Raw genomic sequence first — 16,263 nt, 5'->3', positions numbered from 1 at the left:
ACACGAGGATCGTACCGCGTGGTCCGCATCACAGATCGGAACCGCCTGCAACGTCTGGCGGCGACTCGCTCGAGAACCGGCGAACGGTCTGCTAGGCGCGGATGCCGGCCCGGAACTTCGGTACCCGCATGCCCACCTTGGTGCCCGCGCCGACGGCCGTCTCGACCACCAGTCCGTAGTCGTTGCCGAAGGCGGCGCGGAGACGGTGATCGACGTTGGTGAGCCCGACATGGGCGCCCTCGCTGTGGTCCAACGCGTCGAGCGCACCGCTGCGCAGGAGTTCGGGGTCCATGCCGACGCCGTCGTCCTCGACGGTGATGACGCAGTCGGTGCCCTCGTCGGCCGCGGTGATCTTGATGGTGCCGCCGCCCTTCGACGCGAGTCCGTGACGGACCGCGTTCTCCACCAGCGGCTGGAGTGCGAGGAACGGTACGACGACGTTCAGGACCTCCGGCGCGACATGAAGTTTCACGTCGAGTGAGTTGCCGAACCGGGCCCGTTCGAGGGTGAGGTAGCGGTCGATGTTGCGCAGTTCGTCTGCCAGGACGGTGTATTCGCCGCTCGCGCGGAACGAGTAGCGGGTGAAGTCGGCGAAGTCGAGCACGAGTTCACGGGCGCGGTCGGGGTCGGTGCGGACGAACGAGGCGATCGTGTTGAGGGCGTTGTAGATGAAGTGCGGGCTGATCTGCGCGCGAAGAGCGAGCACCTCGGCCCGGTCGAGGCGGGCGCGGGACGCGTCGAGCTCGGCCAACTCGATCTGGCTCGACACGTAGCGGGCAACCTCGGCGACGGCACCGAGCATGCCCGGACCCGGACGACGGGTCGTGGCGACGACGAGGACACCCACGTTGACGTCGCTGGCGACGAGTGGCTGCGCGATGAGGGCTCGCACCGGTGACTCCGCGCCGCACGGGTCGGACACCAGGACACGACGCTGATCGCCGGTGGCCGACGCGGCGGCACGGGCGGCCTCGCGCAGCATGTCGGCATCCCAGATCGCATCGTCGTCCGGGTCGTGGGCGAGACGACGCGGCTCGTCGTCGAACAGGGCGACGGCCTCTGCCGAGGTCAGCGTGCGCAGGTGGGGGAGAGCTTCGCGCGCCGAGTCCTCGGAGAGCCCGGTGCGCAGCGATCGCGCCGCCAGCGACGCCGTGTGCAGCGCCATGTGCACCGCGCGTTCGGTGGGTGTGGTGACCTGGCGGCGCGTCCGGACCAGCACGACGAGGCCGAGAACCATGATCAGCAGCAGGATCGACCCGACGATCGCGACTTCGCTCGACATGGCGCCTCAGCTCCGGATGCCAGTCGCGGTGCCGCGCGAGGCCGCGGTGGTCGACACGGCGAGGTCGATGAGGCGGTAGCGGTCGGCGTGCCACTTCTCCGGCGGCAGGTGGCCGTGGATGTCGAGTTCGGTGACGCCGTGTGCCGTCGCCAGCAACAGTGCGGCGTGGTGCCGGGCCGCATCCCGCTCGGCGTCGGGGCCGATGACGCGGCCCACCAGGTTCATCAGGCCGTCCTGGGCTCGGGCGGTCGCCGGGATGGCGGGTGCGCCCGCCGGGGTCGCGAACATGAGGCGATACAGGTGCGGGCGTCCGACGCCGAGGTCGGACAGGGCGCGCAGAGCGGTGCGGAGTGCGTCCTCGGGGTGGAGTCCGGCGTCGGCGACGATGGCGTCGAGCCCGCCGGCGACGACCTCCCACGCCTGGCTCGCCAGCGCGGCGAGCAGTGCGTCCTTGTCGGCGAAGTGCCGGTAGGGGGCCGACCGTGAAACGCCCGCGCCGTTGCCGACCTCGCGCAGCGTGACCGCTTCTGGGCCTCCGGTGTCGAGGAGCGCTGCGGCGGCATCGAGGAGCGCCCGGCGCGTCTGGGCCGCGCTCTCGGCTCGGGTGGGCATGCCCACACCATAGTTGACATTGTCAACCGAAAGGGCTTGTCTTGAGTTGACAATGTCAACTGAAATGGGAGCCGCGATGGACTCGACGCAGATCGACTCGAACCCCTGGACGCTCGTGATGACCGGGGCGACCCGCGGTATCGGGCGCGTCGCCGCACGGCACGTCCTGGCGGAAGCGCCCGACTGCCATCTCGTCCTCCTCGCCCGCGGCGGCGGGCCGACCGGATTCGCCGACGACTTCGGTGACGTCGGCGGCCGACTGACCATCGTCGACGCCGACCTCGCCGACATGCGCAGCACGCGTTCGGCCGCTGCGGCCATCGGATGGCTGCTCGACGATGCGACGCTGCCGCCGCTCCGAGGCCTCGCCGGCAATGCCGGCATCCAGTTCGTCGACGACCAGCACACGACTGCGGACGGTCTCGAGGCGACGTTCGCGGTGAACGTGCTCGCCGAACATGTGCTGATCGGCGATCTGGCCGACCGCTTCACCCGCGGCTCACGGATCACGATCACCGTGAGTGACACGCATTTCGGGGATCTGCGGCACAACCTCGGGATGGTTCCCGCGCCGCGGTGGATGTCCCCGGCGCAACTGGCGCGGCCGGGCGCCTTCGGCGGCGCGCCCCCCGCGTCCGGGCGAACCGCGTACTCGACGAGCAAGCTCGCGGCCGTCCACCTCGTCCACGAGTGGTCGCGCCGATTGCCCGACGGCGTCGAGATCGTCTCCTACAACCCGGCTTACGTGCCGGGGACGGATCTGACACGGGACGCCGGGGTGGTGGAGCGCTTCGCGAACCGCCGGATGCTTCCGGTCTTCGCGCTCATGGGACTTCTCGATCGGGTGCCGGTCGCGGGACGGCGTCTCGGCGATGCAATCCTCGGCACGTCGTCCGCGGAATCGGGGGCCTACCTCGACCGTGGACGAGTCGCCGCATCATCGGCCGAGAGTTACGACCGGGCAAGGGAACTCGAACTGTGGGAGTTCCTCGAGGCGAAGCGCGTCACGCTCGGCAACGTTCAGTAGGTGGCCCACTCGCCCTGTGCGTACCGCAGGATGCGCGGGTCCATCAGAGTGGACGGCGGAAGGTCGAGTGGTTGCCGATCGAGGGGGAAGACAGTGGCTGCCGTCAACTGTTCCGCACTCAGGAAACGTAGTGGTCCAGGCGCGTTCATCGTCGGGCTGAGGGGTCCTCGGGTGCTCGCGAGGTGAAAACCCCAGTCGCCGAAGGCCGGGACGTCGACGTGGTACGGCGTCGCCGGAAGTCCGGCCTCGCGCATGGTGGAGGCGATGCACCAGAACGACTTCGGTGCGAAGTACGGCGAGCCCGCCTGCACCACGACGCGGCCGTTGTCGGCCAGGTGCGCTCGGACGAGGGCGTAGAACTCGGTGGAGTACAGCTTCGCGGTGGCGGAGTCGTCCGGATCGGGCATGTCGACGATGATCACGTCGAAGCGACGGTCGGTCTGGCGCAACCAGGTGAACGCGTCGGCGGTCACCACCTGTGCCCGTCGGTCGGTCATCGATCCCTGGTTGAGGGATGTCAGGCGCGGGTCTGTCCGGGCGAGGCGGATCATCTCCGGGTCGAGTTCGACGAGCGTCACGTCCCGCGCATCGGGGTATCGGAGTACCTCGCGCAGCGCGAGGCCGTCCCCGCCGCCGAGAACGAGCACCGACGAGTGCGCACCCGACATCGCCGGATGGACGAGCGTCTCGTGATAGCGGTGCTCGTCGATCGAGGAGAACTGCAGGTCGCCGTTGAGGTAGAGGCGGGTGTCGGGGCCTGTGCCGGTGGACTTCTCGGTGATCACGATGTCCTGGTAGGCGCTGCGGGCGGCCGCGACGATCGGGTCGCGGTAGAGCGCCTGCCGCGCCGTCACCTCGAACCGGGCAGACAACAGCAGGCCGGCCACGAGCGCCGCGACCACCGCCAGCGCTCCGGCGGACAGCAGGACGAGGTGGCTGCGGCTCAACGACTTCCGGAAGATGACGAAGACCAGGAAGCAGCCGGCCGCAGCATTGACCAGTCCCACCACGAGCGCGCCCCGCAACTGGCCGAACAACGGCAACAACAGGAACGGGAAGCAGAGGCCGCCGATCAGCGCGCCGATGTAGTCGACGGCGAACATGTCCGCGACCGCGGCGCCCGGTTCCTGCCGTCGAATCCGTTGGAGCAGGACCATCAGCAACGGGATCTCCGCCCCGATGAGGACACCCAGGAGGAAGGCGACGACGATGAGGGCCGGGGTGTAGAGCTCCAGGTAGGCGAAAGCGGCGTAGAGCGCCATCACCGACAGGCCGCCCAGGAGCGCCAGCAACAGTTCGATGACCGCGAACGCGGTGACCGAATGGGGTTGCAGTGGCTTCGCGGCGAGTGAGCCGGCACCCATCGCGAAGACCATCACCGCGAGGACGATCGACGCTTGTGTCGCGGTGTTGCCGATCAGGAAGGAACCCAGGGAGACCAGCGCCAGTTCGTACACCAGACCGCAGGCGGCGCAGACGAACACCACGGCCAGCAGCGCGGACCGGGCGAAGCGTGGTCGCGCGGAGAGCGGTTCGGTCGTGGTGTCCGTGAGTGTCACAGGAAGACGGTCGTCACAGGATGGAAGCGGCGATGATGATGGCCACCCCGATGTGCGCGATGCCCTGCACCCACACCGCCGGATGGCTTTCCGGCTGCACGAGGATCTCGCCGAGTTTGCCGGGGGTGAGCGCGTCGATGACCAGGAAGGTCACCCCCATCACGACCAGGCCGATCGCCGAGTAGACCACCGTGTAGGTGAGTCCCTCGAGCAGGCGGCCCTCGCTGGCGACGATGGCTGCCGTGACGATGATCGCGACCGCGAAGAGGTTGGCGCCGACCAGGATTCCGGCATTGCGGTTGCGTTCGGACCAGACCTGTTGACGCAGCTTCCCCGGCGTCAGCAGGTCGACGATCGCGAAGGACACGATCATCAGGATCACTCCGACACCCGCGTAGGCACCTGCGGCGTAGGCGTTCTCGGTCATGTCAGCGAGCATGGTCATCTCCGTGGGTTCGGTCGAACGGGATCGGTCGCAGGGACAGGGGGCCGGGTCCGGTCGTCATTTACCGCCACCTCCACTGCCGCCGCCGCGATTGCTGCTCCCGCTGCCGGAATAGCCCGGCATCGGAACCCAGAAGGCGCCGACGTAGTTGTGGTACCGGTTGTAGCCCGACCGGTAGTCGCGGCTCAGCATCACACGGGTCTGGTTGGCGGCGTACGGGAAGAGTGCGACCAGGTAGTCGGGGTACTGGAGGAACTGGGTGCCCGCGACATTGCCCGTTCCGGAGGCGCCGGCGCGCTGGTCGGTGGGGCGCTCGGCGTCGCGGATCTCCGCGGCCACCTCGGCGGGCGTGCCCTCGGCCACGTAGGCGTCCACATCCCCTTCGTCGAGGCCGGTGTTGCGCTCGTAGTTCTGCGCGATGTGATCGCGTGCCGAACCGCCCAGTCCGTCGCCGCGCAGGGCTCGGGCGCCGCACGCGCCGAGCAACGCGAAAATCGTGATCACCACGATGACGCCGATGATGATGTTGCGGATCCGGTTGAGGCGGCGGCGCGGATCGGGCGCCGGTTCGTCCGGGGACGGGGGTGGGTGGTTGCCGGGCGGCGGGTAGGTCATGCGGTTGCCGCCCCGCGGTGGATCACGCTGGTCGTGATGACCACCTCACCGGCCTGCGGGTAGGTGTGCCAGGTGTGCCACGAGATCGAGTCCGCCGACAGGTCGGAGACGATGGCGGTCACCGCGTGGGGATCGCCGGGAAAGACACCCATCACGCTCGGATTCCCCGCCGCCATCTGTTCGGTGACGCGGACGCCGAGTTGCTCGACGAGCGCGGCCAATCGGTCGTCGTCGGCCCGTTCGATCCGGGAGCTGAAGAGGTAGCCGCTGTCCTGGAGGCTCTTCGGCAGGGCCGAGGTCACCTCGGGCAGACATGCGACGGTCTCGCAGATGCGTTGCGCGCCGTCGTCGACGACGACCTGATGGCTGGCACCGAGCAGGCGGACCGACACCGTGATGCCGTCGATCTCCCCGTCCTCCCGGGCCAGGGGCTCCTGGAGCGGGGCGTCGAGCGAGAAGCCGAGCTGAGCGGCACTCGTGTCGGCGTACGCGACGGGGAGTCGAGTGACGGACGCACTGAGTTCGCCGGGCTGTTCTGACATGTGTCTCGCAGTCCTTCGTCGCTCAGGTGGTCTGATCGGTGGGGTTGCTGGGGAAGATCCGGTAATCGGCCCGGGTGAGGAGTTCGCCGCGCGCGCATTCCCACCCGCTGCCGTAGTCCTCGAAGGACAAGCGGTCCTCGCCGGCCTGATAGTCGTGGTAGGCCATCCGGCCGGATGTCGCGACCCCGGTCGTGCCCGCCGAGGTGAACCGGGCGTTGCCGGCCTCCTCGGAGTGATAGCGACGGCCGTCGACCTCGACCGTGTCGGGCCCGGGTTCGGAGACGACGCCGGACAGTTCGTGCCACAGCACTACCTCCAGGTCGGGATCGTCCTCGACCGAGATCCACGCCTTGGTGCCGAGCCCGGTGTCGAGGAAGTTCTCGGTCCAGGTGTAGCCGTCCTGGGTCAGCCGCAGCGTGCCGCGGACCGCGTAGGTCTCTCCGCGCAGCTCGACGAGGTCGCCGGGCTTCAGCTGCCGCGGATCGCCGTAGACCGAGTCGTCGTCGGCCGAGGAGAACGGGTCCCCGGGCCGGTAGGTGCGGTTGCGCAGGGCATCGGCCTCGGCCTGTCGGGCCCGGCGGTTGCCCAGAAAGTTGAAGATGACGACCACCGCGATGATCGCGAGCAGTGCCACGACGATGATCAGCAGGAACTCCACTCCGCCGACCCTATCCGGATCCCGGGAGACCGTCAGCCCGCTTCGGCGAGCCGAATGACGCCGCTACCACTCCGCCCGCGCGTCGACGCCGCGCAGGAGCTCGATGACCGGGGCGAACTGCTCGAGCACCGGTTCGAGGACCGTGAGGTAACTGATCCCGGTGGTCTCGCGGAGTTCGACGAGCCGGTCGGCGATGTCGGCGGCGGTGCCGATGAGGATCGACGGCAGATCGAGAAACTCCTGCGGACTCATCGACAGCTCCCACTTCTCGATGTTCTTCGCGGCGACGCCGGTCGCGTCGTCGGTGACCTCGACGATCTGCATCAGCAGGTTCCACTCGATGGTCCCGGCGCGGTCGCCGGCCGCGGCCCGGGCGAATGCGACGCGTTCGGCGAAGTCGTCCGCCGACAGCGGCTCGAGGTCGCCGTCGCGACCCGTGCGTGCCGCGGTGAACCCGACGATGTCGGCGTGCTCGGCGGCCATCCGGAGCACGCGGTCGCCGTTCCCCCCGAGGAGCAGCGGTACGCGCTCCTGCACCGGACGCGGGGTGTGGTCGGGGTCGGTCAGCAGCGACATCGTCCGCGCCACGGTGTCGCCCAGATGGTCGACCCGGCGACCCGCCGGCAGGAATTCGATTCCCGCCGACTCGAACTCCTCCTTGACGTAGCCGGTGCCCAATCCGAGCTCGACGCGACCGTGGGACAGCTGGTCGACGGTCGCGACGTCGCGGGCGAGCAGCGTGGGGTTGGTGAACGCGGCGTTGAGGACGAAAGGGCCCACTCGGAGGCGCTCGGTCGCGGCGGCAGCCGTCGCGAGTGCAGGCCAGGGGCTCGGGATGCCCAGGTGATCGGGGACCAGCAGGACATCGAAGCCGAGCTCCTCGACGTGCTGCGCTCGTCGCTGCCACGACGCGCCGCTGTCCACCGCGAGCATGTCGACCCCGAACCGGAACGCCCTGGACGCGAGAGACATGTCCACAACCTAACCGGGGCCGCGACGGCCGGCCGGGTGAATGCGGTGGCGTCGGGCCCGCCGCAACCTTGCACTCGGCAGGGGCGAGTGCTAAAACGGACGTTGGCACTCGCGAGCTGTGAGTGCCAGGTCGGGACGGTGAGATCGGTACCGAATGACACACCGGTCGTCCGTCGCGGGCACCGAGTCCGGCCATACGAACCTAGTGTCACCCCCTTCGGAGGATCACTTACCCATGGCCAAGCAAATCGCGTTCGACGAAGAGGCCCGTCGCGGCCTCGAGCGGGGCCTCAACAGCCTCGCCGACGCCGTCAAGGTGACGTTGGGACCCAAGGGTCGCAACGTCGTTCTGGAGAAGAAGTGGGGCGCCCCCACGATCACCAACGATGGTGTTTCCATCGCCAAGGAGATCGAGCTGGAGGATCCCTACGAGAAGATCGGCGCCGAGCTGGTCAAGGAAGTCGCCAAGAAGACCGACGACGTCGCGGGCGACGGCACCACCACCGCCACCGTGCTGGCCCAGGCTCTCGTCCGTGAGGGTCTGCGCAACGTCGCTGCCGGCGCCAACCCGCTGGGTCTGAAGCGCGGCATCGAGAAGGCCGTCGAGGCCGTCACCGAGTCGCTGCTGAAGAGCGCCAAGGAGGTCGAGACCAAGGAGCAGATCGCTGCCACCGCCGGTATCTCGGCCGGCGACCCCTCGATCGGCGAGCTCATCGCCGAGGCGATGGACAAGGTCGGCAAGGAAGGCGTCATCACGGTCGAGGAGTCCAACACCTTCGGCCTGCAGCTCGAGCTCACCGAGGGCATGCGCTTCGACAAGGGCTACATCTCGGGCTACTTCGTCACCGACGCCGACCGTCAGGAAGCCGTCCTCGACGACCCGTACATCCTGCTGGTCTCGGGCAAGGTCTCGACCATCAAGGACCTGCTGCCGCTGCTGGAGAAGGTCATCCAGGCCGGCAAGCCGCTGCTGATCATCGCCGAGGACGTCGAGGGCGAAGCCCTCTCGACCCTGGTCGTCAACAAGCTCAAGGGCACCTTCAAGTCCGTCGCCGTCAAGGCTCCGGGCTTCGGTGACCGCCGCAAGGCCATGCTGGCCGACATCGCCATCCTCACCGGTGGCGAGGTCATCAGCGAAGAGGTCGGTCTCTCGCTGGAGAGCGCCGGCGTCGAGCTGCTCGGTACCGCTCGCAAGGTCGTCGTCACCAAGGACGAGACCACCATCGTCGAGGGCGCGGGCGACCCCGACGCCATCGCCGGTCGCGTGGCCCAGATCCGTGGCGAGATCGAGAACAGCGACTCCGACTACGACCGTGAGAAGCTGCAGGAGCGTCTGGCCAAGCTGGCCGGCGGTGTTGCGGTCATCAAGGCCGGCGCGGCCACCGAGGTCGAGCTCAAGGAGCGCAAGCACCGCATCGAGGACGCCGTGCGCAACGCCAAGGCTGCCGTCGAAGAGGGCATCGTCGCCGGTGGTGGCGTGGCCCTGCTGCAGTCGGAGCCGGCCATCGACGCACTCTCGCTCGAGGGTGACGAGGCCACCGGCGCCAACATCGTCCGCGTCGCTCTCTCGGCTCCGGCCAAGCAGATCGCCGTCAACGCCGGCCTCGAGCCGGGCGTCGTCGCCGACAAGGTCCTGAACTCGCCCACCGGCACCGGCCTCAACGCCGCCACCGGTGAGTACGAGGACCTGCTGGCCGCCGGCATCAACGACCCGGTGAAGGTCACCCGCTCGGCGCTGCAGAACGCAGCCTCGATCGCGGCTCTGTTCCTCACCACCGAGGCCGTCGTCGCCGACAAGCCCGAGAAGAACGCTGCTCCGGCGATGCCGGGTGGCGACGAGATGGGCGGCATGGGCTTCTGAGCCTGAGCTCTCCACCTCGGAGCGACACGCTCTGACATCTCAACGGGACCGGCCCACTCCTTCGGGAGTGGGCCGGTTCTGTTGTCTCTCAACCGCTTTCTCCAAACCTGCCGGGAGCGCCCGGAATGCGGCGCGGTCGAAGGGAGTTGAAGACGGCATGGCCTCTCCCATCACAGTCGACATCGGGTCCGACATCGCGTGTCCCTGGTGCTTCATCGGGAAGCGGCGCTTCGAGGCGGGTCTCGCCGGGTTCGCCGGCCGCGACGACGTCGAGGTGACCTATCGCAGCTTCGAACTCGCCCCCGACACGCCCGTCGACTTCGAGGGCTCGGAGATCGAGTTCCTCGTGCGGCACAAGGGGATGCCCGCCGCGCAGGTCGAGGGGATGCTCGAGCAGGTCCGCGGGATCGCGGCCGACGCCGGGCTCGACTACGACTTCGACCGCCTCCAGCACACCAAGACCCTGAAGGCCCATGAGGCGCTGCACTTCGCGCGAGCCCACGGGCGCCAGCTCGAGCTGGCGGAACGACTGTTCCAGGCGTACTTCGAGCAGGGCCGGCACGTCGGCCGTCCCGCCGAGATCGCGGACCTGGCCGCCGAGGTCGGGCTGGACCGCGACGCGGTGCTGGCCGCTCTGGAGTCCGGTGACCATGCCGACGCGGTCGCCGCGGACATCGAGCAGGCGCGGGCCTACGGGATCAGCGGCGTTCCGTTCTACGTCTTCAACGGCAAGTACGGGGTGTCCGGCGCTCAGCCCGCCGAGACCTTCACCCAGGTCCTGGAAAAGGTCCACGCGGACTGATCGTGTGTGGACCGCCGGGCTCCGCGGGTAAGGCTGCGTGATGCAGACGTTCCTGCCGTACCCGGACTTCCGGCGATCCGCCGAGGCCCTCGACCCCGCGCGGCTCGGCAAGCAGCGCGTGGAGACACTACAGATCCTGCGTGCACTCGAGCTGTACGACTACGGCCGGGGCAACCATCCCGCGGTCACCATGTGGCGTGGGCACACTCCCGCCCTCGTCTCCTACGGCCTCGCCTTCGTCGACGTCTGGCTACGTGGGCGACGCGCGGACACCACGGCCGCGATGATCGCCGAGTTCGCTCCGGAGGCGGTGGGCGTGTCCCAGTCGGATCTCGCCGACGCCGGTCTCATGCGTCCGTGGCTGGGCGACGATCGTCTTCATCGCAGCCACCGTTCGGCGTTGCTGCGCAAGGACCCGGACTTCTACGTCGCCGAATTCGGCGACGTCCCCGATAACCTCCCGTACTTCTGGCCGGGACCTCCCGCGACGGTTCCCGACCTGGACGACCGGGGCCGAACGGTATGGATCATCCGGGCTTCGTCGACGGAGCAGTACGACGAATTCCGCCGCCGCGACATCGTCGGTCTCGGCGCGGAGTCCGGCATCGACTCCGATGCCGCGATGGCGACCTCAGATGGTCTGCGCGCCCTGCTCAAGGAGTGCAGCCCGGGACGACGGCCGGGCAAGGACCTCCGCGTCCTCGCGTCTTTCGTCGACGACCTGACCCCCGGTGACGAGGTGGCGGTCGTCGATCCCGACGACCCCGAGATCCTTCGGCTCGGGGAGATCGAGGGTGACTACGAATTCACGAGGCGGGGAAAGACTCTCGCACCGCATCGGCGGCGCGTCCGGTGGACCGGCACATTGGCACGTGCGTCCGTGTTGCCACCCGCACTCCTGCAGAACCCGCGGACGATGTTCCCGGTGCCGGTCGAGACCGAATAGACAGGCCGGACCGGGAAGCGTGGTCCGTTTGGGTGAATTCGGCGGCTTGTCATAGCGAACCGGCGATTGCAGAACGCTATTACGTGGTGGTCGACCCTCCAATTCGTGTCCCGTCCCCGACATAAAGCGGACGCATCCGACGATGTTGAGTATCGTCCGACGTATCCGGATCGATTCCTATTCGTTCGTATTCCGTTGTCGAGACCGAGGCGCGGTTGAAGTCAGTTGAAGGGACACTGATGTCTGCTGTTGGCGGTGACCGCCACCGACGCCTGACCGTTGCGCTGGTCTCTGTCTTGACAACCGTTGCCGCCCTTGCCATCCCGTCGACGGCTTCGGCTGATGACGGGGTGCATGCGGCCCGTGTCGAGCGGCTGGCCGACGCCGTCGCGCAAGGTCGTGTCCTCGACCTCGCCGTACATTCGGCATCGATGAGACGTGACGTCCCGGTCCGCGTGCTGGTCCCTGCGGACAGGTCGAAACCGCGACCCACGCTCTATTTGCTGAATGGCGCCGGTGGCGGCGAGGGAAACGGGCATTGGTTCGAGCAGACCGATATCGTCGACTTCGTCGATGACAAGAATGTCAACGTCGTCGTCCCCATGCGCGGTGCGTACAGCTATTACACCGATTGGGTGAATGTGGACCCGGTCCTCGGCCGCAACAAATGGACGACTTTCCTGACCAAGGAACTCCCGCCGGTCATCGACGGCGAACTCAACACCACCGGGGTCAACGCCATCGCGGGTATCTCGATGGCGGGAACCTCGGCGCTGAGCCTTGCCGAAGCCGCTCCCGATCTCTACACCGCGGTCGCGTCGTACAGCGGCTGCGCGGAAACGAGCACCGACGTCGGCCGGCTGGCGATCCAGGCGGTGGTCGAACTCCGCGGTGGCGGTGACGTGGCCAACATCTGGGGGCCGATCGGGTCGCCGGCGTGGCGAGAGCACGATCCGGTGGTCAATGCCGGCAAGCTCCGCGGGAAGTCGATCTACATCAGCTCGGGTACCGGCCTGCCCGGCCCGCACGACCGGCTCACCGGTGCGGGGATCGGCGGCGACACCGTCATCTACGCCGATCAGATCGCGGTGGGCGGTGTCATCGAGGCGGCGACGCATCACTGCACGCGCAACCTCGAGCGCCGGCTCGATCAACTCGGCATCCCGGCGACGATCGACTACGAACCCGGGACGCACTCCTGGCCGTACTGGCAGGACCAACTGGCCAAGTCGTGGCCGACGCTCGACCGCGCGCTGAATCGTTGACCGCGGCGTGAATCGGCCGCCGGTCGCCCGCTTTCCGCGCCGATCTGCCACGATGAGTCGCGTGACGACACCCGGTGCACCGAGCCCGATCGGCAGCCTGCCGAATCTGCGTGACCTGGGCGGCTGGCGGACCGGCGACGGGCGAGTGGTGCGCTCCGGGACGCTGTTCCGGTCGACGGACTTCTCCTCACTCGCCGACTCCGACCTCGCCGCGCTCGCGGGCCTCGGGCTCCGGACCGTGTACGACCTCCGGTCGGTGCATGAGCGGGAGGCCATCCCGGACCCGGCACTGCCCGGCGCCACCGGGATCGGCCTCGATGTGCTCGCCGATGCCCAGATGTCGATTCCGGCCAACATCGGTGCCGTGCTCGCCGATCCGGTGGCGGTCGCCCAGGCAGGTCAGATGCTGGCCGGCGGCAAGGCGCGCGAGATGATCTCCGGTACCTACCGCGAGATGATCACCCTGCCCAGCGCCATCGAGGCCTATTCGGAGTTCTACCGCGGACTGCTCGGCGACGCGCCCAGTCCGATCCTCTTCCACTGCACGACCGGCAAGGATCGCACCGGCTGGGCCGCAGCCGCGTTCCTGACGCTCGTCGGGGTGGGCGAAGCGGACGTCTACCGTGACTACCTGCTGACCAACGAGCGGCTCATCCCGGCGCTGAAGCACATCTTCGACGGCTTCGCGGCAGCAGGCGGCGACCCGCAGCTCCTGGTCGGCGTACTCGGCGTCGATGCGGGATATCTGGATGCCGCGTTCGACGAGGTGCACAGCAGGTTCGGCGGGATCGAAGGGTACTTCGTCGAGGCGCTCGGGATCGGTCCGGGCGAGCAGGAGAAGATCCGCGAGCGGTTCCTCGTCGAAAGCTGACCGGGCACTCTGGCGTGCCGAGCTATGTATAGTTGCATAGACCACTCGGGCCCAGATGAAGGAGCAGGTCATGGCGCCGCATTCCGCCGAATCCGTCATCTCCGGATCGGATGCGCGCGGTCCGCGTGAACGGATGATCGTCCATGCCGCGGACCTGATCGGACGTGATGGTGTCGCCGCGACCTCGATCGGCGACGTGATCACCGCGAGCGCGGCGCCCCGCGGGTCCATCTACCATCACTTTCCCGGTGGCAAGACACAACTCATGACCGAGGCCGTCCGCTACGCAGGCGATTTCATCGCCGAACGACTCGCGCGCCGGGCGACGCTCACACCGGCCGAGACGGTCCGCGAGATCGGCGACGTCTGGCGGCGGATGCTGGTCAACACCGATTATCAGTTCGGCTGCCCGGTCATCGCGGGCGGTCTGGCGCGACGCGGTGAACCCGAGGTCGCCGATGCCGCGGCCGAGATCCTCCGCCGCTGGGCCGATCTCATCACCGCCCGGCTCGTCGTCGACGGCGTGGACAGCGAACGCGCCGACTCGCTGGCCAATCTCGTCGTCGCCGCCATCGAGGGTGCCGTCGCGCTCTGCCAGACTCAGCGCAGCGTCGAGCCGCTCGACCGCGTCATCAGCGAACTGGCCGCTCTCTGCGACGCCGCGGTCTATCGGCAGTGACGCCGGCCGGCGCCGCCTGAGGCTTCGAACCCGCAGGACCTGGTCCTGGTCATCTGTTCACCGTTGGTTTGGGAAGGGCTCCGTAGTAGGTTCACGGTGGCGCTACCGCGGTGGTATACGCCGTGAGAACGACGCTGGGCCGAGTTCGGGAGGAGATACGATGACGCCGGTCTTCCGGCACGAGCTGGGCTCGGACTTCGACCGCCTCCATCCCAACGTCGCATGGCGTTACGGCATCGATTCCACCTCCGGTGTCGCGCAGATCTGTCACGGGATGTACGAGTCGGTGTACGTGTCCTCGGCGCTCCCCCCGCCGGCTCTCTGGCACTACGCCAAACGGAATGCGCTGCCGTCCAAGACCAGCCGGATGGTTCCGTTCACCCAGGCCTACTACTGCTACACCGACGAGCTGGAGCGGGAATCCCTGGCTGTACTGCGGACCTTCCAGTACACGACCGGTCCGCGCAAGCTCAACTCGCTGCTCGTCGCGGGACGCACCGGGCTCGTCGACTACTTCGGCGACGGACCCGAGTTCCTGTATCCGATCGAGCCCTCGGTGACCCCGGGCGGCGAACTGCTTCTCGAGAGCGGACCGATGCGCTGGCTGGGACGCGGGCCGAAGGTGGGTATGCGCGGACTGTTCACCGCGCAGATGAAGTACATCGAGGGCTGGGACGAGAAGCGCGAACGCTTTCGCTGCGACATGACGGTCCGCAACCCCGTCATCGGCGAGATCATGCATTTCCGCGGTTGGTTCACCGCCGTGGACCAGGCGTGCACGCTCCGCGACATCCCCGACGAGGCGTGGCCGGTGAACCTGGTCGACCGCGAGAGCTGAGTCTCCGCCGCCGGCCGGACCGTGTTTTGGTCAACCGACCAGGATCGGGGCCCGTCGGCCGACGGTTCGTTGTGTGGCCGTGACCGTCGGGCGGTAGGTTCACCCCATGGCTGTCTCCGCGAACATCGAATTCCACGTCGCAGCCCCGGTCTCGGTGGTGATGGAAGTGCTCATGGACATCGAGTCCCTCCCCGATTGGTCGGGCCCGCACAAGGAGGCCGAGGTCCTCGACGAGCACGACGACGGCAAACCGAGGACCGTGCGCATGGTGGTCACCGCCGCCGGGATCTCCGACGAGCAGACGTGCACCTACGAGTGGACCGAGACGACCTGCGAATGGCACCTGGTCAAGTCGAATCAGCTCAGTGAACAGCACGGCAAGTACACCGTCACCGAAACCGACACCGGCGCGCACGTGCACTTCGACCTGGGCGTGGATCTCAAGATCAAACTTCCGGGACTGATCGTCAAACGAGCACAGAAGATGGCCGTCGACACCGCACGTAAGGGGCTCTCCGCCGAAGTCGAGAAGCGCGCCGCCGGCTGAACGATCAGGGTCGTGCCCCGGGGGTCGTCATCCGGACGATGTCGCTCCGACGATCCCCTCGGGTGGTCCGCACCGGCCCCGGGTACCCTGGGATCGTCATCTGCCCAGCCGTCGCGTCATGGAGGCCAAATCCTTTGAATATCAACAAATTTGCTGTGCGGGCACTGGTCCTTCTCGCCGGCGGAGCCGGTTGTGTCGCATTCGCCGGATTGTCCGGTGAAGGTGTCGCGTCGGCTGTTACGTGCTCGGCGTCCAACGGGACTCAGATCGAACGGGTCGTGGGTGCCAGCGGATGTGGCGCCAAGGCCGGGTTGGGCAGCCGCGCGATCGCCGAGGACCGCAGCGGCAACGGCACCGCCATCTCCGTGTCGGACAACGGCGGCAACGCATCGTCCTACAACCTGCAGCCCGGGTCGTCGGCGCTCGCGGGTGCCAACTCGCGCGGCGTGGCGTATTCGGTGACCACCGGCCCCAAGGCGTTGTCCATCGCGCAGGCGCGACGCGGCGGCACCACGGTGGCGGTCGGCGGGTGGGGCGGGCAGGCCTACGCCGGACCCGACGGGGCGCAGTGCAGCGGCGGTTTCGCGGCGGGCTTCGACTCGATCACCGGAAAGGCTTGCCTGCATTCGGGTTCCATCGATCTGCGGAACTGACCGGGTGAGCGGCCCACTGATCTGAGACGAAAACACCCGACGCGGCGCGTCGTTCACCGGCGCGTCGGGTGTTGTCCGCCCAGGCGTCC

The 16,263-nt window shown here is 68.1% G+C and carries 18 protein-coding genes; 10 read left to right on the top strand and 8 right to left on the bottom strand.

Translation table 11 applies throughout. The features are described from left to right. Positions 1 to 91: 91 nt before the first annotated feature. The gene (locus GOAMI_RS12340) at positions 92 to 1,282 is read right to left on the bottom strand and encodes a sensor histidine kinase (RefSeq protein WP_006436852.1); all 1,191 of its coding nucleotides are present in this window, start codon (positions 1,280 to 1,282) and stop codon (positions 92 to 94) included. Positions 1,283 to 1,288: 6 nt separating this feature from the next. Next, positions 1,289 to 1,894, bottom strand: coding sequence for a TetR/AcrR family transcriptional regulator (locus GOAMI_RS12335; RefSeq protein ID WP_006436851.1), 606 nt, complete (start codon positions 1,892 to 1,894; stop codon positions 1,289 to 1,291). 76 nt (positions 1,895 to 1,970) lie between these two features. Here GOAMI_RS12335 and GOAMI_RS12330 point away from each other — a divergent pair, with 76 nt between their 5' ends. Next, positions 1,971 to 2,921 carry an SDR family NAD(P)-dependent oxidoreductase gene (locus GOAMI_RS12330; protein ID WP_006436850.1) on the top strand — a complete coding sequence of 317 codons (951 nt, stop codon included), beginning with the start codon at positions 1,971 to 1,973 and terminating at the stop codon, positions 2,919 to 2,921. On the opposite strand, the gene GOAMI_RS12325 is transcribed toward GOAMI_RS12330, so the two are convergent. From GOAMI_RS12325 to GOAMI_RS12300, 6 genes are all read right to left on the bottom strand, one after another. After that, positions 2,915 to 4,480: a polyamine aminopropyltransferase gene (locus tag GOAMI_RS12325; RefSeq protein WP_006436849.1), complete on the bottom strand. Its 1,566-nt coding sequence runs from the start codon at positions 4,478 to 4,480 to the stop codon at positions 2,915 to 2,917. The two genes, GOAMI_RS12330 and GOAMI_RS12325, sit on opposite strands and share 7 nt — an antisense overlap. A gap of 13 nt (positions 4,481 to 4,493) precedes the next feature. Continuing rightward, positions 4,494 to 4,919, bottom strand: coding sequence for a DUF350 domain-containing protein (locus GOAMI_RS12320; RefSeq protein ID WP_006436848.1), 426 nt, complete (start codon positions 4,917 to 4,919; stop codon positions 4,494 to 4,496). Positions 4,920 to 4,982: 63 nt separating this feature from the next. Then, positions 4,983 to 5,540 (bottom strand): DUF4247 domain-containing protein, encoded by a 558-nt coding sequence (locus tag GOAMI_RS12315; RefSeq protein WP_006436847.1) that lies wholly within the window; start codon positions 5,538 to 5,540, stop codon positions 4,983 to 4,985. After that, entirely contained in the window at positions 5,537 to 6,082 is a 546-nt protein-coding gene (locus GOAMI_RS12310; protein ID WP_006436846.1) for a DUF2617 family protein, read from the bottom strand. Before GOAMI_RS12310 ends, GOAMI_RS12315 begins: the two co-directional genes overlap by 4 nt. 22 nt (positions 6,083 to 6,104) lie before the next feature. Then, a complete protein-coding gene (locus tag GOAMI_RS12305; RefSeq protein WP_006436845.1) occupies positions 6,105 to 6,740 on the bottom strand; it encodes a DUF4178 domain-containing protein in 636 nt (211 codons plus the stop codon). 63 nt (positions 6,741 to 6,803) lie between these two features. Further along, the gene (locus GOAMI_RS12300) at positions 6,804 to 7,712 is read right to left on the bottom strand and encodes a TIGR03621 family F420-dependent LLM class oxidoreductase (RefSeq protein ID WP_006436844.1); all 909 of its coding nucleotides are present in this window, start codon (positions 7,710 to 7,712) and stop codon (positions 6,804 to 6,806) included. Positions 7,713 to 7,947: 235 nt separating this feature from the next. Here GOAMI_RS12300 and groL point away from each other — a divergent pair, with 235 nt between their 5' ends. From groL to GOAMI_RS12255, 9 genes are all read left to right on the top strand, one after another. Further along, positions 7,948 to 9,573 carry a chaperonin GroEL gene (gene groL, locus GOAMI_RS12295; protein WP_006436843.1) on the top strand — a complete coding sequence of 542 codons (1,626 nt, stop codon included), beginning with the start codon at positions 7,948 to 7,950 and terminating at the stop codon, positions 9,571 to 9,573. Between the two features lie 157 nt (positions 9,574 to 9,730). Next, a complete protein-coding gene (locus tag GOAMI_RS12290; protein WP_006436842.1) occupies positions 9,731 to 10,375 on the top strand; it encodes a DsbA family oxidoreductase in 645 nt (214 codons plus the stop codon). A gap of 40 nt (positions 10,376 to 10,415) precedes the next feature. Continuing rightward, positions 10,416 to 11,321, top strand: coding sequence for an MSMEG_6728 family protein (locus tag GOAMI_RS12285; protein ID WP_006436841.1), 906 nt, complete (start codon positions 10,416 to 10,418; stop codon positions 11,319 to 11,321). A gap of 239 nt (positions 11,322 to 11,560) precedes the next feature. Further along, positions 11,561 to 12,586 carry an alpha/beta hydrolase gene (locus GOAMI_RS12280; protein WP_006436840.1) on the top strand — a complete coding sequence of 342 codons (1,026 nt, stop codon included), beginning with the start codon at positions 11,561 to 11,563 and terminating at the stop codon, positions 12,584 to 12,586. Between the two features lie 52 nt (positions 12,587 to 12,638). Beyond that, entirely contained in the window at positions 12,639 to 13,457 is an 819-nt protein-coding gene (locus GOAMI_RS12275; RefSeq protein WP_040004801.1) for a tyrosine-protein phosphatase, read from the top strand. A 70-nt stretch (positions 13,458 to 13,527) separates the two neighbouring features. Then, on the top strand, positions 13,528 to 14,136 hold the full coding sequence (locus GOAMI_RS12270) for a TetR/AcrR family transcriptional regulator (RefSeq protein WP_006436838.1): 609 nt from the start codon (positions 13,528 to 13,530) through the stop codon (positions 14,134 to 14,136). 160 nt (positions 14,137 to 14,296) lie between these two features. Next, on the top strand, positions 14,297 to 14,974 hold the full coding sequence (locus tag GOAMI_RS12265; protein ID WP_006436837.1) for a DUF4166 domain-containing protein: 678 nt from the start codon (positions 14,297 to 14,299) through the stop codon (positions 14,972 to 14,974). Positions 14,975 to 15,080: 106 nt separating this feature from the next. After that, positions 15,081 to 15,521, top strand: a complete 441-nt coding sequence (locus tag GOAMI_RS12260; protein ID WP_006436836.1) for an SRPBCC family protein — start codon at positions 15,081 to 15,083, stop codon at positions 15,519 to 15,521. A gap of 134 nt (positions 15,522 to 15,655) precedes the next feature. After that, positions 15,656 to 16,174, top strand: a complete 519-nt coding sequence (locus GOAMI_RS12255) for a DUF6764 family protein (RefSeq protein WP_006436835.1) — start codon at positions 15,656 to 15,658, stop codon at positions 16,172 to 16,174. Positions 16,175 to 16,263: the final 89 nt, after the last annotated feature.

Origin of the sequence: Gordonia amicalis NBRC 100051 = JCM 11271, from assembly GCF_000332995.1 — a bacterium.
GTDB classification, from domain to species: Bacteria; Actinomycetota; Actinomycetes; order Mycobacteriales; family Mycobacteriaceae; genus Gordonia; species Gordonia amicalis.
This window is presented reverse-complemented; position numbering and strand designations above follow the sequence as displayed.